Annotated in this window: 21 protein-coding genes; 11 read left to right on the forward strand and 10 right to left on the reverse strand. The window is 46.4% G+C overall.

From position 1 onward, the window contains the following. Together ACLHG7_RS07930 and rplQ are read left to right on the forward strand one after the other, a co-directional pair. Window positions 1-211 (forward strand): DNA-directed RNA polymerase subunit alpha C-terminal domain-containing protein (locus tag ACLHG7_RS07930; protein WP_410210515.1); only part of this gene is annotated, 211 nt, incomplete at its 5' end. 15 nt (window positions 212-226) lie between these two features. Beyond that, window positions 227-613, forward strand: a complete 387-nt coding sequence (rplQ, locus tag ACLHG7_RS07935; protein ID WP_410210516.1) for a 50S ribosomal protein L17 — start codon at window positions 227-229, stop codon at window positions 611-613. Window positions 614-726: 113 nt separating this feature from the next. Here the strand turns inward: rplQ and ACLHG7_RS07940 are convergent, their stop codons facing one another. From ACLHG7_RS07940 to ACLHG7_RS07975, 8 genes are all read right to left on the reverse strand, one after another. Beyond that, complete coding sequence (locus tag ACLHG7_RS07940; RefSeq protein WP_410210517.1) at window positions 727-1,380, reverse strand: DNA-3-methyladenine glycosylase family protein; 654 nt, start codon at window positions 1,378-1,380, stop codon at window positions 727-729. A gap of 88 nt (window positions 1,381-1,468) precedes the next feature. Next, window positions 1,469-2,143 (reverse strand): DNA oxidative demethylase AlkB, encoded by a 675-nt coding sequence (gene alkB, locus ACLHG7_RS07945; protein WP_410210518.1) that lies wholly within the window; start codon window positions 2,141-2,143, stop codon window positions 1,469-1,471. 53 nt (window positions 2,144-2,196) lie between these two features. Then, window positions 2,197-2,946, reverse strand: a complete 750-nt coding sequence (locus ACLHG7_RS07950) for a 2OG-Fe(II) oxygenase (RefSeq protein ID WP_410210519.1) — start codon at window positions 2,944-2,946, stop codon at window positions 2,197-2,199. A gap of 29 nt (window positions 2,947-2,975) precedes the next feature. Then, window positions 2,976-4,061: a bifunctional DNA-binding transcriptional regulator/O6-methylguanine-DNA methyltransferase Ada gene (ada, locus tag ACLHG7_RS07955; RefSeq protein WP_410210520.1), complete on the reverse strand. Its 1,086-nt coding sequence runs from the start codon at window positions 4,059-4,061 to the stop codon at window positions 2,976-2,978. A gap of 200 nt (window positions 4,062-4,261) precedes the next feature. Further along, window positions 4,262-5,311, reverse strand: a complete 1,050-nt coding sequence (locus tag ACLHG7_RS07960; RefSeq protein ID WP_410210521.1) for an alkene reductase — start codon at window positions 5,309-5,311, stop codon at window positions 4,262-4,264. Window positions 5,312-5,361: 50 nt separating this feature from the next. After that, window positions 5,362-6,420 carry an SDR family oxidoreductase gene (locus ACLHG7_RS07965; RefSeq protein WP_410210522.1) on the reverse strand — a complete coding sequence of 353 codons (1,059 nt, stop codon included), beginning with the start codon at window positions 6,418-6,420 and terminating at the stop codon, window positions 5,362-5,364. A gap of 51 nt (window positions 6,421-6,471) precedes the next feature. Then, window positions 6,472-6,777: an ArsR/SmtB family transcription factor gene (locus ACLHG7_RS07970; RefSeq protein WP_410210523.1), complete on the reverse strand. Its 306-nt coding sequence runs from the start codon at window positions 6,775-6,777 to the stop codon at window positions 6,472-6,474. A gap of 173 nt (window positions 6,778-6,950) precedes the next feature. After that, window positions 6,951-8,123 carry an acyl-CoA dehydrogenase family protein gene (locus ACLHG7_RS07975; protein WP_410210524.1) on the reverse strand — a complete coding sequence of 391 codons (1,173 nt, stop codon included), beginning with the start codon at window positions 8,121-8,123 and terminating at the stop codon, window positions 6,951-6,953. A 307-nt stretch (window positions 8,124-8,430) separates the two neighbouring features. Between ACLHG7_RS07975 and ACLHG7_RS07980 the strand changes: the two genes are divergently transcribed. The 6 genes from ACLHG7_RS07980 (at window position 8,431) to ACLHG7_RS08005 (ending at window position 15,433) form a co-directional block, all read left to right on the forward strand. Further along, on the forward strand, window positions 8,431-9,981 hold the full coding sequence (locus ACLHG7_RS07980; protein ID WP_410210525.1) for a polyamine aminopropyltransferase: 1,551 nt from the start codon (window positions 8,431-8,433) through the stop codon (window positions 9,979-9,981). A gap of 46 nt (window positions 9,982-10,027) precedes the next feature. Then, a complete protein-coding gene (locus ACLHG7_RS07985) occupies window positions 10,028-11,641 on the forward strand; it encodes an FAD-dependent oxidoreductase (protein WP_410210526.1) in 1,614 nt (537 codons plus the stop codon). A 49-nt stretch (window positions 11,642-11,690) separates the two neighbouring features. Then, complete coding sequence (speD, locus tag ACLHG7_RS07990) at window positions 11,691-12,077, forward strand: adenosylmethionine decarboxylase (RefSeq protein ID WP_410210527.1); 387 nt, start codon at window positions 11,691-11,693, stop codon at window positions 12,075-12,077. A gap of 55 nt (window positions 12,078-12,132) precedes the next feature. Further along, window positions 12,133-12,567 (forward strand): DUF350 domain-containing protein, encoded by a 435-nt coding sequence (locus tag ACLHG7_RS07995; RefSeq protein WP_410210528.1) that lies wholly within the window; start codon window positions 12,133-12,135, stop codon window positions 12,565-12,567. Between the two features lie 94 nt (window positions 12,568-12,661). Further along, window positions 12,662-13,690, forward strand: coding sequence for an SPFH domain-containing protein (locus tag ACLHG7_RS08000; RefSeq protein WP_410210529.1), 1,029 nt, complete (start codon window positions 12,662-12,664; stop codon window positions 13,688-13,690). Window positions 13,691-13,705: 15 nt separating this feature from the next. Continuing rightward, window positions 13,706-15,433 (forward strand): DUF4178 domain-containing protein, encoded by a 1,728-nt coding sequence (locus ACLHG7_RS08005; RefSeq protein ID WP_410210530.1) that lies wholly within the window; start codon window positions 13,706-13,708, stop codon window positions 15,431-15,433. On the opposite strand, the gene ACLHG7_RS08010 is transcribed toward ACLHG7_RS08005, so the two are convergent. Further along, complete coding sequence (locus ACLHG7_RS08010; RefSeq protein WP_410210531.1) at window positions 15,424-15,597, reverse strand: hypothetical protein; 174 nt, start codon at window positions 15,595-15,597, stop codon at window positions 15,424-15,426. The genes ACLHG7_RS08005 and ACLHG7_RS08010 overlap by 10 nt on opposite strands. On the opposite strand from ACLHG7_RS08010, the gene eat reads away from it, so the two are divergent. From eat to eutC, 3 genes are all read left to right on the forward strand, one after another. Beyond that, on the forward strand, window positions 15,596-16,963 hold the full coding sequence (gene eat / locus ACLHG7_RS08015) for an ethanolamine permease (protein WP_410210532.1): 1,368 nt from the start codon (window positions 15,596-15,598) through the stop codon (window positions 16,961-16,963). The two genes, ACLHG7_RS08010 and eat, sit on opposite strands and share 2 nt — an antisense overlap. 83 nt (window positions 16,964-17,046) lie before the next feature. After that, window positions 17,047-18,480, forward strand: coding sequence for an ethanolamine ammonia-lyase subunit EutB (locus ACLHG7_RS08020; RefSeq protein WP_410210533.1), 1,434 nt, complete (start codon window positions 17,047-17,049; stop codon window positions 18,478-18,480). Continuing rightward, the gene (gene eutC, locus ACLHG7_RS08025; protein WP_410210534.1) at window positions 18,470-19,291 is read left to right on the forward strand and encodes an ethanolamine ammonia-lyase subunit EutC; all 822 of its coding nucleotides are present in this window, start codon (window positions 18,470-18,472) and stop codon (window positions 19,289-19,291) included. Before ACLHG7_RS08020 ends, eutC begins: the two co-directional genes overlap by 11 nt. 18 nt (window positions 19,292-19,309) lie before the next feature. Here eutC and argB read toward each other — a convergent pair whose 3' ends face one another. Further along, window positions 19,310-20,218 (reverse strand): acetylglutamate kinase, encoded by a 909-nt coding sequence (argB, locus tag ACLHG7_RS08030; protein WP_410210535.1) that lies wholly within the window; start codon window positions 20,216-20,218, stop codon window positions 19,310-19,312. Between the last annotated feature and the right edge of the window lie 19 nt (window positions 20,219-20,237).

Below are 20,237 nucleotides of genomic sequence, written 5' to 3' on the forward strand. Positions count from 1 at the left end.
CTGTCTGAAAGCGGAAAACATTTATTACATTGGCGATCTGGTTCAGCGTACTGAAGTTGAACTGCTCAAGACTCCAAATTTGGGCAAAAAGTCGCTTACCGAAATCAAAGATGTATTGGCTTCGAAAGGCCTGTCACTCGGTTTACGTTTGGATAACTGGCCACCTGCCAGCCTACGTGTCGATGACCGTTTCGCCTATCGTAGCCGCTAATTTAGGAATATCACCATGCGTCATCGTAATAGTGGTGTGAAACTGGGTCGCACTAGCAGCCATCGTAAAGCTATGTTTCAAAACATGGCTAACTCGCTGTTTGAGCATGAACTCATTAAAACCACCTTGCCTAAAGCTAAAGAATTGCGTCGCGTTGCCGAGCCGTTAATTACTTTGGCTAAAATTGATTCAGTTGCGAATCGTCGTCTTGCATTTGCGCGTACGCGTAGTCCTGCGATGGTTGGTAAACTGTTTACTGTTCTTGGTCCACGTTACAAAACCCGCCAAGGCGGTTACTTACGTGTACTGAAAGCTGGCTTCCGTCCAGGTGATGCAGCGCCAATGGCGTATGTAGAACTTGTTGATCGTCAAGTTGGTTCAGTTGCAGTAGAAGCTGAATAATCTATAGAAATTAAAAAAGACTGGCCTAGGCTGGTCTTTTTTTATGCCAAAATTTATTATCTGAGATGCTCGAAATATCGTGACTTAGTTATTTCTGGGCTGAGTTGAGAGTCTTATTTTTTATTTTGCGCTTTGAATTGATCAACAGCGCGCCATAGATACCAAGCCGCAGTACTACGATACGGGCTCCACGCTTGACCAATCTGGGCGAGCTCTTTGGGCTTGGGCTGTACTTCTAATGACTTGAGTATTTTCCAACCTTCGCGGACACCAAAATCATCGACGGGTAAAATATCGGGTCGGGCAAGGTTATGCATCATAAAAATTTCAACCGTCCAGCGCCCGATCCCCCGTAGGGTTGTTAAACGGGTGATCAATTCTTCATTGCTGAGCATATGGGCAAGTGCTTTATGGGGAACGATGCCTTCAATCGTTTTTTCAGCAATGCCCATAATGGTAGTGATCTTGGTTGCAGAGAAACCGCATTCACGCAGCCGTAATGAATCGGTGTTCAGAATATCTTCAGCACTAGGAAAGTCTTTGTCATACATTGCTTTAAATCGGCCTAGAATAGCTTCTGCCGCCCGCCCATGGAGCTGTTGGTGGGCTATGGCATGGATCAGTGCCTGATAAGGTTCTACAGCGGATGCCGCTATTGGAGGTCGGGAACCGACTTTGGCGATTAACTCAGACCAGTCTTGATCTACGTTGGATAAGAAAAGTTCTGCGGGACTGTAGGCAATCTCCGTTTGCGTATGAATCAGCATGTTTTAGTCACTACTTAGAAAAAATGATCGCTTGATGACACTAATACAAGTCGTTTTTAAATACTATGTTTTGTCATTTTTTTTAACGTTAAAACACTTTTCTAAAGGTTAAATTAAACCGAACATCGCCTGTCAAAGGATGCTGACCAGCAACTAAGGGTTCTATGCCATGAAAGGCTAGTCGCGAGGCACCGCCCCAGACCACCACATCACCATGTTCTAGACGATAACGCAGCGGACGAATATGTCGCTTTAAACCGCCAAATAAGAAGATGGCGCTTAAACCTAGCGAGACAGAGACAATAGGCTGACTAAAATCACGCTCATCTTTATCTTGATGAAGGGAGAGTTTGGCACCCGTTCGATAGCAGTTGATCAGGCAACTGTCTGGGACGAAGTTTTGGTAACCAGCCTGTGTTGCAGCATTTTGTGCGAGTTGTAGCAATGCTGGAGGAATACTTGGCCAAGGTTTACTCTGTTCTGGATCGTGATGGGTGTAACGATAGCCTTGTTGATCCGATAACCAGCCATATTGTCCACAACTACTGCTGAGTACTGACATCGGTAAGCCGCTAGGGGTATACATTTTTTTGAGTGGAACCTGCGCTAGTATCGTATGCACTTCCTGCATGATGGACTCGGCATCATCGATAGCATAGCGACGTAATACCACAGCACCTTCAGCAAGCTGAATTGCAATTTGATTTTCATTCGATGAGTCATCGAAGAGGTCTAAAGTCTGGGTATCGGATTTATTCTGCATGAGTAGGTCTATTTCAAATCACGACAGGCGGATTGTCTGAATGTTTAAAAGGCTTAAGTCGCATCATGAAAGATAATACCGAGTGTATAACGGTTTCCGGACAGAATTCGGCTAACGCCATGCCGCATCTTTACCCGATAATATCCCTTTACACCCTTAACTGGGCGCTCGTGGACAGCAAAGATTACGGCATCTCCTTGCTGTAACGGCACGACATGGGGGCGCGACTGCATACGCGGACGCTGTTCAGTCAGGACAAATTCTCCTCCCGTAAAATCTTGATTGGGTTGTGAGAGTAAGATTGCAATTTGCAAGGGGAAAATTTGTTCGCCATAAATATCCTGATGCAAGCAGTTATAGTCATTGATTGCATATTTCAGGAGTAGTGGTGTCGGACGAGTTTGACCCGCCGTGTGGCATTGTTGGATAAACTGCTGGTGATCAGTCGGGAAGTATGTCTGGGTTCCCAATGCATCTTGCCAGCGATTGGCGATCTTGGCGAGGTGTGGAAAGAGTTGCCTGCGTAATTCAGCAACTAGATCGGGCAGTGGGTAGTGAAAATATTGATATTCACCACGTCCGAAGTGATGCCTAGCCATAATGATGCGACTCCTGAAGTGAGTCTGTTCACCATAGAGTCCCGCGATTTCCACACACTGTTGTGGAAGGAGCAAGCCTTTTAAGCTTGCCCAGCCTAGATCATTTAAAGAGGCTGTAACTGCTTGCCAATCCATACACTTAAGACGATGCTGAATTAAATCATGAGCAGTGTTTAATTCTGGTTCCGAATGGCGGTGTGTCATGTGGGAACTATCAAGTCGAGATTGGATGTTCATGATGCTGTCGCTTCTCGTTTGAGCAATTCACGTTTCCTTTCTACTCCCCAACGATAACCTGATAATCCGCCGTCGCGTCGGACAACACGATGGCAAGGGATCGCTACAGCGATAGCATTGGCAGCACACGCTGATGCCACTGCGCGGACGGCTTTAGGGCTTCCTATCCGGTTAGCGATATCTGCATAACTGACCGTTGTACCCAATGGAATGGCATGCAGTGCTTGCCATACACGCTGCTGAAAGGCAGTGCCTTGAATGTCCAGTGGCAAGTTGAAGCCCAGTTGCGGGGCTTCGATAAAGCCAATCACTGTTGCTATCCATTGTTCAAAATCATGGTCGTCGCCGATCAGGGTGGCTTTAGGGAAGCGATCCTGTAAGTCTTTGACGAGGGCATCTGCTTCATCATCAATCAATATGGCGCAAATTCCTTTCTCGCTACGGGCGACAAGGATTGAACCTAGACTGCTTTCGCCTACGGCAAATTTAATCGTCGTATTTGTTCCTCCTGAGCGAAAATTGGAGGGCGTCATGCCGAGCGTTTCTGTTGATGTTGTATAAAAGCGACTGTTGGATTCATAGCCCGCATCATAAATGGCATCTGCAACGGTTTCCGTTTCTTGCAATGCCGCCCGAACTTTCCGATTTCGATGAGCAACTGCATATTCTTTAGGGGTGATTCCTGTTATGTTTTTAAAGATGCGGTGGAAGTGAAAACGGCTCATATTTTGACTGAGTGCAAGCTCATCAAGGGTAGGTATTTTTTCCGCAGTTTCGATAAGCCTGCAAGCCGCAGCAACCAATGTAGCATAATGATCTGATGCGGTTGTTTGATTGGGTTTACAGCGCATACAAGGACGATATCCAGCTTTTTCTGCTTCCGCGCAACTGGTGTAGAAGTGAATATTTTTACGCAGCGCTGTGCGAGAAGGGCATGAGGGTCTGCAGTAAATGCCTGTAGTACTCACTGAGTAATAAAACACGCCATCCGCATTGGGATCGCGAGTAGAGACCGCAGCAAAACGGGCATCGTCATTGGCAAATGATTCAGGCATTACTTGTTCTATAGTCTGCGTATTCATGGCAGTGCTCCTCAAGGACGTGATCAGGTCTCTAAATGAGATCATACAACTGAGAGCAATAGTGCCCGATGATCAATGTCTTGGAACTCCGTTGCTTGCTTTTGAATTCGATTAAGTATGATTCTTTATAAAAAAGAACCCTGCCGCAGTATCATACTGCCACAGGGTTTCGGTGTTTAACACAATTTTTAGTTGATTGATTAGAGTGTTGGGTAGTCGGTATAACCCGTTGCACCGCCACTATAGAAATATTCTGAACGAGGAGCATTGAGTTCGGCATCTTGAGCCAAGCGTTCAGGTAGATCAGGATTGGCAATAAACGGAACGCCAAATGCAATTGCATCGGCATTGCCTTGTTTAAGCCAATCATTTGCACTGTCTTTGCTAAAGCGCTCGTTGGCAATATAGATGCCGCCGAATTCAGCTTTTAACTGCGGCCCCAGACTATCCTCACCCTCTTTTTCACGGGCGCTGATAAAAGCAATCTTACGTTTGCCTAATTCACGAGCCACATAACCGAAAGTTTCTGAACGATTGGAGTCACCCATATCGTGTGCGTCGGCGCGTGGGGCAAGGTGTACAGAAACACGATTTGCACCCCAAACGGAAATGGCTGCATCTGTAACTTCAAGCAACAGGCGGGCACGATTTTCTAAAGAACCACCATACTGATCTGTACGCTTGTTAGTACTGTCTTGCAAGAATTGATCAAGCAGATAACCATTTGCACCGTGAATCAGGACACCATCAAAACCAGCGGCTTTTGCATTTTCAGCGCCCTTGCGGAATGCGGCGACAACATCTGCAATTTCTGAGGTTTCAAGTGCTTGAGGCACTGGGTATGGACGCTGAGGGCGTAGCAGACTGACATGGCCATTTGCGGCGATACTGCTTGGAGCTACAGGCGCTTTACCATCCAATAATGACGGATCAGAAATACGACCAACGTGCCAGAGCTGCAGGAAAATCCGTCCACCTGCTTCGTGAACTGCTTTCGTTACGATTTTCCAGCCTTCAACTTGTTCATCTGACCAGATCCCTGGTGTATCTTCATAACCAACACCCATAGGGGTCACTGATGTGGCTTCGCTGAGGATTAAACCAGCAGTTGCACGTTGTACATAATATTCAGCCATCAATGCATTCGGCACGCGCCCTGCATCAGCCCGTGAACGGGTAAGAGGCGCCATAATGATGCGGTTGGGTAATTCAAGATCACCAACTGTGATGGGGTCAAATAGTGTAGTCATTTCAGATGTTCCTCGACATAATGAGTCTGTGACTCAGGGTGAAAGTGGGGTTAGGGAATAACCCGTTGTTTACGAAAATCTTCAAAAATCGCCATGAACATGGCTTCGGTATCAATATGCTCGTAAAAACCAAAACGGCGCGCTTTAGTGCCATCGGCAAACATGTCGTAATCCCATGAAAAGACAAAGTCGCCAAATCCCCAAGAGGAAAGTGCTTGATAGGGATGGTCGGCGAGCTGATATTTCTCACGCATTGCATTCCAAAGCGGTTCTTTATCTGCCATGACCGTGTTGAGTGACATTTGTAATGGAGGGGCAACTTCCAGATCAAAGAATTTGGCAATTTTTGGCCACATTTCGCTCCAGCGAAACAAGTCACCATTGTTAATGTTAAAGACCTGATTCGCACATTGAGGTTCCGTCGCGGCCCATACCGTTGCCCGAGCAAGTAAACCTGCATCCGTCATTTCTAATAGGGAGTGGTAGGCTTGGGGCTTTCCCGGAAAGCGGAGCGGGAGATTAAGCTCTTTTGAAATAGATGCATAAATTGCAATCACCATCGCCAGATTCATGGGATTGCCGAGTGCAAAGCCACCGACGACGGACGGACGGATTGCCGACCAAGTCCATGATTTGCCTTGCTGGGCTTTCTCCAGAAAATGTTGCTGATCCACATTAAATTCTGGCGGCATATGACCCGCGTCGGTTTCACGAGCCGGCGTTTTAAAAGGACCTAAATGTGCACCATAGACTTTATAGCCTTGCATCAAGCTAATATGTTTAAGGTTTGGCGATTTCTTTTCAATGATATTGACGACATGCGTGAGCATGGCGAGATTTGGGGCAACCAGTTCAGCCCAACTGGGTTGATCTTGGTACGCCGCATAGAAAATGTGCGTGACTTGAGTTAAATTTTTAAGTTTATGCGCTGAGTCTTCAGGGCTCAGTAGATCTACCGAGATATACTCAACACGATCAATCGATTTTCCACCTCGGCGCGATAAGCCAATAATGTCCCAGTCTGGCAGCGTGAGTAGGTGCTCAATTAAATTACTTCCAATGACCCCATTAGCGCCTACCACAAGTGCGACTTTCTTTTCATCTTGCATTGTTTTTAGCCTTTTGAATTGAATTCATCATTTTGGGTTCTGATCTGTGGCTTAAAGGTCTTTCGCGATATGCAGTAAAAATTCAGCAATCACTTCTTCATTGCGTTTAAAGAAACTCCATTGACCGAGTTTTTTGCACGTCACCAGTTTTGCGCGTTGAAGTACTGCGAGGTGAGCAGAGATGGTTGATTGCGATAATCCACAGCGGACAAATTGCCCCGCACAAACCCCCAGTTCTAATGCGTGTTCCTGGGTAGGAAAGTGCGTGGTCGGCTCTTTGAGATCCGCTAACATTTTTCGGCGCACAGGATGAGCAAGGGCTTTAATGATTTCGTCAAGATCGATAGAAGTGGACATGGGCAATTCAATATAAATTCATTAATCGCGATGAGTCGAATTATATATCGTAAATTTACGATATAAGTAGCTTCCATTGTGTATCAGTTGTTACATTATGTAAATTGGATCGGGGTTAAGACAAAAAAAATCCCGTTCAATTGAGCGGGATTTGGGTTTGAGCCTTTAGCGAATTACAATGAGCGAGAAATCAGCTCTTTCATAATCTCATTGGTACCCGCGTAGATGCGATTTGCGCGGTTATCGATGTAAGCACGGGCAATCGGATATTCCAGCATATAGCCGTACCCACCATGCAATTGCACACACTCGTCCACAACTTTACTGAACATTTCACTGATTTTATATTTAGCAGCAGCAGCGGCTTCGATCGCGAGGCTTTCTGTTAGTTGCATTTGCATGCAGCGATCCACATAAGCACGACCCATATCGATATCGGTACGCATTTCTGCAAGCTTGAAACGGGTATTTTGAAATGACATGACGGTCTTGCCAAAAGCTTTGCGCTCTTTCACATATTGCAGTGTTTGAGCAAATGCGGCTTCTGCTCCCGCCTGACAAATGATTGCCACGATGAGACGCTCCCAAGCCAGCTCTTTCATCAGCATGATGAAGCCCATGCCTTCCATGCCGAGCAAGTTGGCTTTCGGGACACGAACATTATCAAAGAACAATTCGCAGGTATCTTGACCCTTCATACCGACTTTATTAAGGGGTTTGCCTTTACTGAAACCAGGGCTTTTTGCATCAATGATCAGCAGGGACAGATTGCTTGAACCTTTTTCGGTATTACCTGTTTTGACCACAACCACTGCCATGTCACACAAATAACCATTGGTAATAAAGATTTTTGAACCATTAACGACATAGTCATCGCCATCTAAAACTGCTGTTGTACGTACTCCCTGTAAATCAGAACCCGTACCTGGTTCGGTCATGGCAATCGCACCAACCACTTCACCAGTGGCCATTTTGGGCAACCATTCTAATTTCTGTTCATGGGTACCAAAGTTATTGATGTAGTTGGCGACGATGTCAGAGTGTAAGGACATGCCACTGCTGGAGTCCATTGCATAGCCTTGTTCTTCAATCAAAATCATACTGTACAGACGATCCACGCCCGAACCGCCGTATTCTTCTGGCATAGTCGCGCAGAGGAGACCCAGTTCACCTGCTTTGTTCCACAGGCTACGGTCAACGTGTTGTTGTTGTTCATAGCGCTCAATGTTGGGAACGACTTCCTGTTCGAAAAAACGACGGGCAGTGGCGCGGAACGCTTCATGGTCGGAATCAAACAGTGTGCGAGGAATCATGGGGTCGATTGGGCGAGCAAGACTAATAGACATTGAATATCGTTCCTAAGCTAAAAAGTATGTAAAGGGATTACTGCTAAAAATCGCATGCCGTTTTCAGGCGTCCTTGCGTTATCGCAAAAGGGTAGCGTTGTACCCGTGAGTAATGATTGAGTAGTTAATAGGATGTCGTCCTGATCAACAATGATCGTTATGATCAATCCTTGGGTAGAATTTTGCCAATTTGAATAAGCTATCCTCGGCGTTTGATAACAATATTGCGTGGCAATCTGCCGATATACGATTGAACCTGATATTCTTCCTGCACTTTTAAACTCTATTTGACGCTAGCTCTCCCAAGATGACCTTACCCAAAATCCCTTCACTTAAAAGTTCTCTGGCAATCGATCGTACTCTGATCATTTCTGTCTTTGTGGTTGCATCCTGCGGTTTGGCCTACGAGTTGATTACGGGTGCGCTTGCCAGTTATCTACTGGGTGATTCGATTCTGCAATTTTCGACCATCATCGGAACCTATTTATTTGCAATGGGTATCGGTTCGCATTTCTCCAAATACATCAAAGATGAAGATGTGCTGCAGCGATTTATCGAAGTTGAGCTCTTGGTGGGTTTGATTGGTGGTTTATCGGCAACTTTTTTGTTTGTCATCTTTGCATGGCTATCGATGCCGTTTCGAGTCGTACTTTATGCCTTAGTGCTGATTGTTGGCATTCTGGTGGGGATGGAAATTCCCTTGGTCATGCGGATACTGAATCAGCGCAAAGCGGAGTTTAGTGAGTTGGTCAGCAAGGTTTTGACCTTTGACTACTTGGGTGCATTGGCGGTGTCATTACTTTTTCCATTGATTTTGGCACCCAAGTTAGGGCTAGCGCGTTCAGCATTATTATTTGGGCTATGTAATGCCGGCATCGCAGGTTGGACCGCTTGGAGGTTTCGGGAAGAACTGCCCAATATGCGTAAACTCTTTAATCGAACGATATTTTCGATCGTGATTTTACTCGCTGGATTTGTGGCTTCTGATCGGTTGGTGCGTTGGTCTGAAGGGGTTTTATTTGGTGATCCGGTTATTTATGCCAAAACCACTCAATACCAGCGGCTCGTACTCACTAAATGGAAAGATGATTTACGTTTATATATTAATGGCAACTTACAGTTCTCAAGTCGGGATGAGCACCGCTATCACGAAGCTCTGGTACATCCGATCTTAGCGGCATTACCACAGGCAAGACGGGTACTGATTTTGGGAGGCGGGGATGGGTTAGCACTTCGTGAAGTCTTGCGCTATCCACAAATTGAGCAGGCGACACTGGTTGATCTTGATCCTGCGATGACACAGCTTTTTTCAACCAATGCTGAACTGACTGCACTGAATAAAAACTCATTTCATAACCCCAAAGTACGTGTGATTAACGACGATGCTGCACGTTGGCTTGAGCAAAATAGCGAAGTATTTGATGCGATTATCATGGATTTTCCTGATCCATCGAATTTTGGTTTAGGCAAACTTTATTCTGTGCCCATGTATCGTTTGGTCGCGCGTCATCTTTCTGAGCATGGTCTGGTAGTGGTGCAATCAACATCCCCGTACCATGCACCACGTTCATTTTGGTGCGTGGCTGCAACGCTTGAAAAAGCAGGGTTTTACACAACGCCTTATCATGCACTCGTTCCATCGTTCGGTGAGTGGGGCTTTATCATCGGCGCCAAAAATCCCAGCTATCAACCTCCGACGCAATATAGTTTACCCATGACGTTTTTAGATAAAGAAACCACCGCGCAGATGTTTCATTTTCCGCCGGACATGAAGCGCTGGAATGTCCTACCGAATGAGTTAAATAATCAGCAGTTGGTGCATTATTTTCAGCAGGATTGGGGCGATGTGATTCGTTAATGGAAATGACAAGGAATTTTAAAATTTTATATTTTGAGTGGTATGCATGAATCGTCGTCATTTTCTGGGTTATGCCGCTGCTAGCAGTTTGATGGCAGGGTGTCGCTGGCCGTCATGGTCTGTGATCCCGCCGTGGTTGCCGATTAAAATCCTCGATGGGGGCATGCGTCAAGGGCATCAATATGTGCGTGATCAAGCGCAACATATGCCGAGTCCCAGTAGTGAACGTCATGTGGATACCGTCATTTTGGGTGGCGGTATTGCGGGGTTAACTGCAGGCTGGCGATTAGCCCAAGCAGGATTCAAGGACTTTTTATTGCTCAATGGCTTTGAGCAATACGGCAATGCCAGTGCGGGCGAGTGGCAAGATGTGAGCTATCCCAGAGGGGCTCATTATTTGCCATTTCCGACGCCTGAGTCAGTCCATGTACAGGAGATCCTGCGTGATTTTGGGATTCTGCAAGGGCAGAATTTGGGCGATATCAATAGCTATGATGAGCGCTGTGTTGTGCATTCCCCCGATGAGCGTTTGTGGTTGGGCGGCGGGCAGTATTGGCACGATACCCTAATGCCGCCTGCGGCAAAAGATTCAGCAGATTGGGTTCAGCAACAACGATTTTTAAAACTTGTGAATGGTCTTAAGGGGAAACGAGGCCTCGATGGCAAAGTGCTCTTTGCTATTCCAATCGCTTTATCCTCACAAGATGCCGAGTGGCGAAAATTAGATACATTAACGTTTGATCAATGGCTGGATCGAGAGGGTTATACCTCAGAGGGATTGCGTTGGTATCTCGACTATAGTTGCCGAGATGATTATGGTTTTGGTAGCGACAAAGTATCGGCGTGGGCAGGGATTCATTATTTTGCCAGTCGGATACATGATAGTGAAAAAGACCATCAGACGTCACTGCTGACCTGGGGCGGTGGGCTTAATCCGTTGGCACAGCAGTTATCACAAGCCAGTCTTCCTCAACAACTTGCACAAGCGGCTATGCATTTAATTGAGACGCGTGATGGGGTGCAAGTGTGGTCGACGGATATGACGGGTAAAGTGACATTGATCAAGGCCAAACGTGCAATTTGTGCGATACCTTTACACGTGTTGAAGCATGTTTTCCCACAATTAAAAGACTATGGTTTTGATGTGACTCAGGATATATTGCCTCATGTGCCGTGGTTAGTATCCAATGTTTGGTTAAATGGCTTCCCGCGTGAAGTCGGGGATGTCCCACTCTCTTGGGAAAATATTGTATACGGTAGTAAGAGTTTGGGGTATGTGGTTGCCACGCAACAATGGATTCGCGTGGCTAGACCCTCGCATTCCGTATTTACGGCCTATCATTCGATGGCTGATCAGGAGCCAGATGTGGCCCGGGCGTGGATGCAACGTGCAACTCCCTATGAGCTGCTTGATGTAGGGTTGCAAGATTTGATCAAAGTCTATGGCCCTGATTTGTGGCCTTGTGTGGCGGGTGTCGAAGTAATGTTACGTGGACATGCGATGAGTGCACCAGTCAAGGGGTATCTATCGCAAAAGGGATTATTGGCACTGCGTGATGCCGACCAAAAAGTGATGTTTGCCCATAGTGATCTGTCTGGATATTCGATTTTTGAAGAAGCCAGTTGGTGGGGATGGCAAGCCGCAGGGAAACTGATATGAATACAAGCAGGGAAGAGCATATGAATTTAAATCGAAAGAGTCGCTACATTTGAATACTGGACTCAATACCATGGATGGCATTCATCTCATTGCAGATCTTTATGATTGCCAATGCCCACTCCCTCTGCTCGAAACATTAACGACATTAGAACCGTGTATGGTGACTGCGGCTAAAGACGCAGATATGCAAGTTGTCGGTGTACGTTTTCATCAATTTCAGCCTGTTGGCGTAACGGGTGTGGTACTGTTGGCAGAGTCACATGTGGCAGTGCATACTTGGCCGGAAAGTGCATATGTCACCTTAGATGTCTATGTCTGTAATCACACGGGTGATAATCAGAGTAAAGCAGAGCGCCTTTTTGAGAATCTGATTCAGTTGTTTAATCCAAAGCATGCTGAGCGTGTTCAGGTTAAACGTGGTGGTCGATTTGCGTAGACGTGATTTCAGCGTGATGTTCTAAAAATGATGCAGCGAAATGGATGGGTTAATCATGCAAGATTTAATACAGGTTGTGGGGCAAGAGTTGAATCAGTTGGTGACGCCTTTTCTTTTAAATTATGTGCTGTATTTGTTTGGCGGTGTGGCTTTCACATTCATCTTTTCAGTCATCTATATGTGGTTTACACCCTACAATGAATTGGCATTGATTAGAGCAGGCCATGGTGCGGCGACATTAAGTTTTGCAGGAGCATTGATCGGTTTTGCATTAACCCTTGCCGCTTGTGCGATCTATCATACGAGTTTTGTTGCTTTTATGGGGTGGGCATTGGCCGCCATGATCGTGCAATTGATTGGTTATGTCGTGACATCGCGCTTGATCCCCAATTTGAAACAACAGATGTTGGATAATAATATTGCGGTTGGTGGATTTGTGGGTGCTGTTGCTTTGGCGCTGGGTATTTTAAATGCTGGGTGTTTGTCGTAAGTCAGAATGTACGATATTGAAAAATTTTTCTTGAGTTATTAATCCGTTATTTTTTTAGCCTATTGAAGTTTCTAAAGGATATGAGGAGCACATTATGAGTATTGGATCATTTATTCGTAAGCAGTTTATTGATGTCATTGAGTGGGATCAGCAAGGCGATGATGTGCTGATGTGGCGCTATCCGATGCAAGACAACGAAATCCAAAATGGCGCTCAGTTAACGGTTCGCGATGGTCAAGTGGCCGTTTTTGTCAATGAAGGTCAAGTTGCCGATGTTTTTACACCCGGTTTACATCGTTTGACGACACAGACTTTACCCGTTCTGACCAACTTAAAAAACTGGGACAAACTATTTGCATCACCGTTTAAATCAGACGTGTTATTTTTCAGCACGCGCCTGCAACTGGGTCGGAAATGGGGAACTGCACAACCCATCACCTTACGTGATAAAGACTTTGATATGGTTCGTCTTCGTGCGTTCGGGATGTACTCTTATCAGTTGGTTGATCCTAAAGCATTCTATCAAGAAGTCACTGGCGCTAATCCGAGCTATAGCAGTGATCAAGTTGAACCTCAACTCCGTAATCTGATTGTTTCGAATATCAGCAGCGGTATTGCGGCCAGTGGTATTCCATTTCTAGATTTGGCCGCCAATCAAGGAGTCATGGGTGATCAGCTTAAGCTGGCATTGACTCCTTTATTTGCTCGTTATGGTTTAAGACTAGATGCCTTTGTGGTGGAGAACATCTCCCTACCTGAAGACCTACAAAAAGCCATTGATACCCGAATTTCCATGGGCATGATGGGCGATTTGAATAAGTTCACACAATACCAAGTTGCATCTTCAATTCCGCTTGCTGCGCAAAATGAAGGCGGCATTGCCGGGGTTGGAGCTGGCTTAGCCGCAGGCTTTGGTATGGGGCAAATCATGACCAATGCCCTGCAAGGTGCGACAACTCCAGCTCAATCGGCGTCAAGTCAACCAGAAGCCACACCCGCAGCTCCTGCTGTCGATCTCGTGGCAAGGATGAGTCAGCTCAAAGCACTGCTTGATCAAGGACTCATCACTCAAGTGGATTTTGAAAGTACAAAAGCGGACATCTTAAAATCTTTGGCAAAATAATTAGTTGTTGTCCGTATGAGTGATCCAAATAATCCAGATCAGGGCTCGTCGAATTCTGGCGCAAATCCTGTAAATACTTCGTCAGGTCGCAAAAAAGCGATACTGGCGTTTAGTACGGCGTGTCCGAGTTGTGGTGCGCAAGTGCAGTTTCGTTCTTCTGCTTCTGTTATGGCGGTTTGTGAGTATTGTCAAACCACGGTCCTACGTGAAGAGCATGCTGTACTTGATCAAGGGAAGATGTCAGCAGTATTAGAGGATTATTCACCTCTCCAGATCGGCAGCAGTGGTGTGCTCGATGGCGTTGGGTTCTCGCTCATTGGGCGGATTCAACTGCAATACCCTGATGGATTTTGGAATGAATGGTATCTACAATTTGATGATGGGACGAACGGCTGGTTATCCGATGCTTCAGGGCTCTATGTTCTGACGCGTCACAGTGGCGCATTGGAGAGTGCTCCGTCTTTTGATGTTTTGACCATTAATTATATTGTTCAATATAAGGGCTTTGGTTATCGGGTTACGGACCATCGTACAGCAACATGTACCGGTGGGCAGGGCGAGCTTCCTTTTGTGGTCGGACAAGGTTGGCAATCATCGGTTGCAGACTTGCGCTTTCAAGCCCGTTTTATGTCACTGGATTACAGTGATGGTGAACCACCCCAAGTTTATGAAGGTCGAGCAGTCACCCTGCAAGGGCTAAAGTTTCAACTGTTGCGTGAAGATGCACTGATCCAAGCCAGCAGTGGAAAAATCAAAGGAAAGATAACCAATCTCGAATGTCCTAACTGCGGCAGCCCCATCCCTTATGTGATGGGTATGGCTGAGCATCTGGTTTGCCCAGCTTGTCGTGCCGAAGTAGCTATGACGGGAAAGAAAGCTGAAGTCCTTGTTAAGCATAAAGAACTTGTTACCCTCAAAAGTGCTTTGTCGTTAGGCGATAAGGCCAGCATCGATAATCAAGCCTATGTCGTGATCGGCTTGATGCAAATGGAGGAGGTGGGTGATGAGGAGTCAAGCTTATGGACGGAATATTTACTCTATAGTTTAGACGCAGGTTTTCTCTGGTTAGTCGATAGTGGTGCTGCCGATTGGCATAAAGTATCGGTCTTGAATGAAATTCCTGAAGAGAAAGCGGGGAATGTCTTCCTGCAAGGTAAACGCTGGGATCGAACGTTTGCTTATCAAGGACGGGTGTTGTATGCGGTAGGGGCGTTCAATTGGCGGGTCAAAATTGGTGATACCAATTTTATCGTCGATTATAAGAATGGTCAGGATATCCTGACTTCAGAACAGAGTCAGCATGAGATTAACTGGAGTTACGCGACCCCAATTTCTGGTTTTTTGGTGCGACAGTTATTTGGCAAGAAGCAGCCTACACATGATGAGGTTCAAAAGGCTGAAGATCCTGAACAAAATGCTCTGAAATGGCTCAGTATTGCGCTTTGGTTGATTAACTTGCCGATCATCCTGTTTGGATCAGGTTCATTTTTTCTGACGCTGATTGCTCAGTTTGGTTTAATTTTTTTACCCATGTTATTGAACGCAAATACATCCTCATCCAATGGCGAGCCCATATTAAGCAGGAATACCAGTATTTTGGTTTGGGGGGCGATGATCGTTTTATTCATGACGGTCTATAACATCAGCTCTCGAAGCTCTTCTTCAGGCTGGGGTAGTTCCAGTGGTTCTGGATACTCCAGTAGTTATGGTGGAGGTTGGTCTTCAGGTGGTGGTCATAAATAAATATTATTTTGATAAATTTGGATATTTAAATTTTTATCGTTAAATCCATCATAGAGATTATTTGTTAAATCATATGGCGCCAGAAATATTATTTTCTGGCGCATTTTTTGCTGTGTTTTACCCAGTGCTTTGGCTTTTCGTGCCACTTTGGGGATACACATCATGTCATCAGTTCATCTTAAACAAGTCTTAGGTCCTGTACAGCTCTGGGGGATCGCCGTAGGGTTGGTGATTTCTGGGGAATATTTCGGTTGGAGTTATGGTTGGGCTTCGGCAGGAACGCTGGGTTTTTTACTGGCGACGTTACTCGTCGCGGCAATGTATACCACTTTCATTTTTAGCTTTACCGAGCTGACGACTGCGATTCCCAATGCTGGCGGGCCTTTTGCCTATGCACACCGTGCTTTTGGTGAGCAAGGGGGCTTTATTGCAGGTTTTGCCACCTTGGTAGAGTTTGTCTTTGCGCCGCCAGCCATTGCGCTTGCGATCGGTTCTTATATCAATGTTCAATTTCCAGACGTGAATTTTAAAGCGATCGCGGTTGGTGCCTATCTCTTATTCACGTTTTTGAACTGGATTGGCATGCGTATCGCGGCGATGTTTGAGTTGGTGGTGACTTTACTGGCGATCGGTGAGTTGCTGATGTTTATGGGAGTCGTTTCACCGGGTTGGTCCATGACCAATTTCGTGGCACATGGTTGGGCTGGCGAAGACCATTTTTCAAGTCTGGCTTTGGCGGGCATCTTTGCATCAATCCCTTTTGCGATTTGGTTTTTCCTCGCGATTGAAGGTGCCGCCATGGCTGCTGAAGAGGCCAAAGAACCTTCTAAGACCATTCCTAAAGCCTATATCGCTGGGATTCTGACTTTACTCTTTCTCGCTTTTGGTGTCATGGTTATGGCGGGTGGCGTGGGCGATTGGCGTCAATTTGCCAGTGTAAATGATCCCTTGCCGCGGGCAATGAAACTGGTCGTCGGGGATAACAGTGGTTGGCTGCATTTACTGGTGTGGATTGGCTTGTTCGGGTTGGTGGCGTCATTCCACGGTATCATTATGGGTTATTCTCGTCAGATCTTTGCCCTGTCACGCGCGGGTTATCTCCCTTCAGTTTTTGCTTCACTCCATCCTAAATTCAAAACCCCGTCATGGGCATTGCTTGCAGGCGGCGTGATTGGGATTTTGGCGATCTTTAGTGATAGTGCGATTCAGTTTGCGGGACAAACTCTCACGGCTAATATCGTGACTTTATCGGTGTTTGGTGCCATTGTGATGTATATGGTATCGATGGCATCTCTCTTAAAGCTACGCAAATCAGAACCCGATCTGATCCGCCCGTATCGCGCACCGTTTTATCCGGTTTTCCCGATCATTGCATTGGTGCTTGGAGCGGTTTGTTTGATTGCGATGGTCTATTTTAACTTTAAGCTGTTTGTGCTATTCATGATCCTTATGGCTATTGCCTATGCCTACTTTTGGGCCACCAAATCCAAGCGGACAAGCATTGCCTGGAGCAGTAGTGTTGTTGAGTGATTAAGAGGAATGTGTGCTGTGAGCATCTCCGGGTCCCTCTCAACCGAAGAGGGACTTTTGAATTTAGTGGTTAGGAATAAATCATGACAAGCTATCAAACCGCACTTGCCGGTCAGGTTTATCATTTTGCCGATTTACGTGATGTGATGGCCAAAGCCAGTCCACCACGTTCGGGAGATGTCTTGGCAGGTCTTGCTGCGCGATCGTCTATGGAGCGGATGGCAGCAAAGTTTGTATTGGCTGATTTGCCGCTTAAAACCTTTCTAAATGTTGCATTGATTCCCTATGAGTCTGATGAGGTAACGCGTCTGATTATGGATAGTCATGACGCCCTTGCTTTTGCACCCGTTTCGCATTTGACGGTGGGTGGCTTTCGTGATTGGTTGTTGAGTCATCAGGCCAATACGCAGGCTTTGACTGCGTTAGCTGATGGGTTAACGCCTGAAATGGTTGCAGCAGTTAGTAAGATTATGCGTAATCAAGACTTGATTGCCGTTGCAACGAAGTGTCAAGTCATCACGCGTTTTCGTAATACTCTCGGTTTGCCCAATACACTGGCGGTACGTTTACAACCCAATCATCCGACCGATGATTTACGCGGGATTGCTGCGTCTACCTTGGATGGTTTGTTGTATGGTGCAGGCGATGCGGTGATTGGAATTAATCCAGCTTCAGATAGCATGCCAATTTTGGGGCAACTCTCGTATTTATTGGATGCCTTGATCACTGAGCATGAGATCCCAACCCAGTCGTGTATTTTGACTCATGTGACCAATACCATTCAGTTGATTGAACAGGGCGTTCCTGTTGATTTGGTCTTTCAATCGGTTGGTGGATCTGAAATGGTAAATCGTTCTTTTGGCGTATCTCTGTCAATCTTGGATGAAGCACACGATGCTGCACAGTCTTTAAAACGCGGTGCGTTGTTCAATGACTCCCATGGATCAGGTCGTGGTCAGAATGTGATGTATTTTGAGACTGGACAGGGCAGTGCATTATCGGCCAATGGTCATCATGGTGTGGATCAACAAACCTGTGAAGCACGTGCCTACGCCGTTGCACGGCGTTATAAACCGCTTCTGGTGAATACTGTGGTAGGTTTTATCGGTCCAGAGTATCTGTATGACGGCAAACAAATTATCCGAGCAGGATTAGAAGACCATTTCTGCGGGAAGTTACTCGGGCTGCCGATGGGCTGTGATATTTGTTATACCAATCATGCTGAAGCCGATCAGGACGATATGGATAACCTGATAGTGCTCCTTGCAACGGCAGGCTTGACCTTTATGATCGGGGTACCCGGTGCTGATGACATCATGCTGAATTATCAAAGTACATCTTTCCATGATCAACTCTTTGTCCGTGAGACTTTAGGTAAAAAACGGGCACCCGAGTTTGAAGCATGGCTGCAAAAGATGGGGATGACGGATCGCACAGGTCATCTGATCCCTCCGACACAAAGTAGTCGCTTATTACGCGGCTTTGATCGTATGGAGGGGCTCAGTCATGTCAGCTAAGCGTATCCTCAATTCTGATGATTCACCTGTTGATCCAACGCAGCAAGATAGTTGGGGCGACTGGCGGCAATATACACAAGCGCGTATCGCCTTGGGGCGCTCAGGAGAGTCTTTACCCAGTGCGGAAGTTCTCAAATTTGGATTAGCGCATGCGCAAGCACGGGATGCGATTCACACGCCGCTTGATACCGAGCGATTAACGACGGAATTAAAGCAGGAGGGATGGGATACGCGGATTGTCCGTAGTCAGGCGATCGATAGAACTCAATATTTAGTACGCCCTGATTTGGGGCGAAGGTTAGCGGCTGATTCTGCATTAGTGCAAACATCATTGACGGGATATGACGTTGGTTTTGTGGTCGGAGATGGGCTGTCCTCACTGGCTGTGCAGCGTCAAGTCGTTCCCTTTTTGCAGGCGTTGAAACCGATGCTGACACCCCATCTCGCCTTGGCACCGATAGTTGTCGCGACACAAGCGCGTGTGGCACTTGCCGATGAAGTAGGAGAGCAGTTAGGGCTTCGTCTTGTTGTGATGTTGATTGGTGAGCGTCCTGGCTTAAGTTCACCGGACAGTTTGGGGGTGTATTTGACCTATGCGCCCAAAGTAGGAAAACATGATGCGGAGCGTAATTGCATTTCGAATGTGCGACCTGAGGGCTTAGATTATCCCGCAGCCGCATTTAAGTTGAACTGGTTGGTTGAGCAAGCGCTCAGTCGGCAGCTCACGGGGGTTAACCTGAAGGATGAGAGTGATTTAATGCTGGTATCTGATATTGCGAGGAAAGAGCCCCACTCATTGATTCAGTCCTGAATGGGGGAGTTGCATTTTTTAAACTTTACGTTTAGCACGGTTACTGATCAAGGTACCTAGACCTTCATCGGTAAAGACTTCAAGCAATGCTGCATGCGGAACACGACCATCAATGATGTGCGCGCTGATCACACCCCCTTTGACGGCTTCAAGCGCACAGCCCACTTTCGGAATCATGCCGCCATAGATCACGCCAGTTTCGATCAAATGATCAACATCCTGAGTGGTCAGACCCGTGAGTACATTTTTATTGGCATCCAGCACACCTGGAATATTGGTGAGCAGGATCAGTTTTTCGGCTTTCAATGCTTCTGCAACTTTGCCTGCAACCAGATCAGCATTGATGTTGTAGGTATTGCCTTCTTCATCAACGCCCAGAGGGGCGATAACGGGAATAAAGTCACTCTTCATGAAGAGATCAAGCACATCGGTTTTAATTCCAACCACTTCCCCGACCAAGCCAAGATCGACTTTCTGCATCAAGCCATCAGCATCTTTCTTATCCAGATAGAGTTTCTTCGCCCGAATAAGATTGCCATCTTTACCGGTTAGACCGATTGCACGACCACCATTTTGGTTAATCAGATTGACGATCGATTTGTTCACACTGCCGCCAAGCACCATTTCTACGACTTCCATGGTCGGTTGGTCAGTGACCCGCATGCCATCAATTCGGTCGGAGACGCGGCCAAGTTGTTGGAGTAGGCTATCCACTTGTGGTCCGCCGCCATGGACAATCACTGGGTTAATACCCACAGTCTTTAACAGGACGATGTCGCGCGCAAAGGAACGCTCAAGCTCTGGGTCTGTCATGGCATTGCCACCGTATTTGACGACCAGTGTTTTGCCTGCAAAGCGTTGAATATACGGTAGTGCTTCAGTAAGAACTTTAGCGACATTCAGGGCTTGGTCTTTATTCAAAGGCATAATCAGTTGCTCTAATTAG

Source organism: Aquirhabdus sp., assembly GCF_046462495.1.
Taxonomy (GTDB): Bacteria; Pseudomonadota; Gammaproteobacteria; order Pseudomonadales; family Moraxellaceae; genus Aquirhabdus.

Bases quoted from the DNA above. Each gene is read 5' to 3' on its own strand.
- ACLHG7_RS07995 (WP_410210528.1), top strand. From the start codon at position 12,133: ATGCAAGATTTAATACAGGTTGTGGGGCAAGAGTTGAATCAGTTGGTG.
- ACLHG7_RS07985 (WP_410210526.1), top strand. From the start codon at position 10,028: ATGAATCGTCGTCATTTTCTGGGTTATGCCGCTGCTAGCAGTTTGATG.
- eat (WP_410210532.1), top strand. From the start codon at position 15,596: ATGTCATCAGTTCATCTTAAACAAGTCTTAGGTCCTGTACAGCTCTGG.
- ACLHG7_RS08005 (WP_410210530.1), top strand. From the start codon at position 13,706: ATGAGTGATCCAAATAATCCAGATCAGGGCTCGTCGAATTCTGGCGCA.
- rplQ (WP_410210516.1), top strand. From the start codon at position 227: ATGCGTCATCGTAATAGTGGTGTGAAACTGGGTCGCACTAGCAGCCAT.
- argB (WP_410210535.1), bottom strand. From the start codon at position 20,218: ATGCCTTTGAATAAAGACCAAGCCCTGAATGTCGCTAAAGTTCTTACT.
- ACLHG7_RS07970 (WP_410210523.1), bottom strand. From the start codon at position 6,777: ATGTCCACTTCTATCGATCTTGACGAAATCATTAAAGCCCTTGCTCAT.
- ACLHG7_RS07960 (WP_410210521.1), bottom strand. From the start codon at position 5,311: ATGACTACACTATTTGACCCCATCACAGTTGGTGATCTTGAATTACCC.
- ACLHG7_RS07940 (WP_410210517.1), bottom strand. From the start codon at position 1,380: ATGCTGATTCATACGCAAACGGAGATTGCCTACAGTCCCGCAGAACTT.
- ACLHG7_RS07950 (WP_410210519.1), bottom strand. From the start codon at position 2,946: ATGACACACCGCCATTCGGAACCAGAATTAAACACTGCTCATGATTTA.
- ACLHG7_RS07975 (WP_410210524.1), bottom strand. From the start codon at position 8,123: ATGTCTATTAGTCTTGCTCGCCCAATCGACCCCATGATTCCTCGCACA.
- ACLHG7_RS07965 (WP_410210522.1), bottom strand. From the start codon at position 6,420: ATGCAAGATGAAAAGAAAGTCGCACTTGTGGTAGGCGCTAATGGGGTC.
- ACLHG7_RS08000 (WP_410210529.1), top strand. From the start codon at position 12,662: ATGAGTATTGGATCATTTATTCGTAAGCAGTTTATTGATGTCATTGAG.
- alkB (WP_410210518.1), bottom strand. From the start codon at position 2,143: ATGCAGAATAAATCCGATACCCAGACTTTAGACCTCTTCGATGACTCA.
- ACLHG7_RS08010 (WP_410210531.1), bottom strand. From the start codon at position 15,597: ATGATGTGTATCCCCAAAGTGGCACGAAAAGCCAAAGCACTGGGTAAA.
- ada (WP_410210520.1), bottom strand. From the start codon at position 4,061: ATGAATACGCAGACTATAGAACAAGTAATGCCTGAATCATTTGCCAAT.
- eutC (WP_410210534.1), top strand. From the start codon at position 18,470: ATGTCAGCTAAGCGTATCCTCAATTCTGATGATTCACCTGTTGATCCA.
- ACLHG7_RS07980 (WP_410210525.1), top strand. From the start codon at position 8,431: ATGACCTTACCCAAAATCCCTTCACTTAAAAGTTCTCTGGCAATCGAT.
- ACLHG7_RS08020 (WP_410210533.1), top strand. From the start codon at position 17,047: ATGACAAGCTATCAAACCGCACTTGCCGGTCAGGTTTATCATTTTGCC.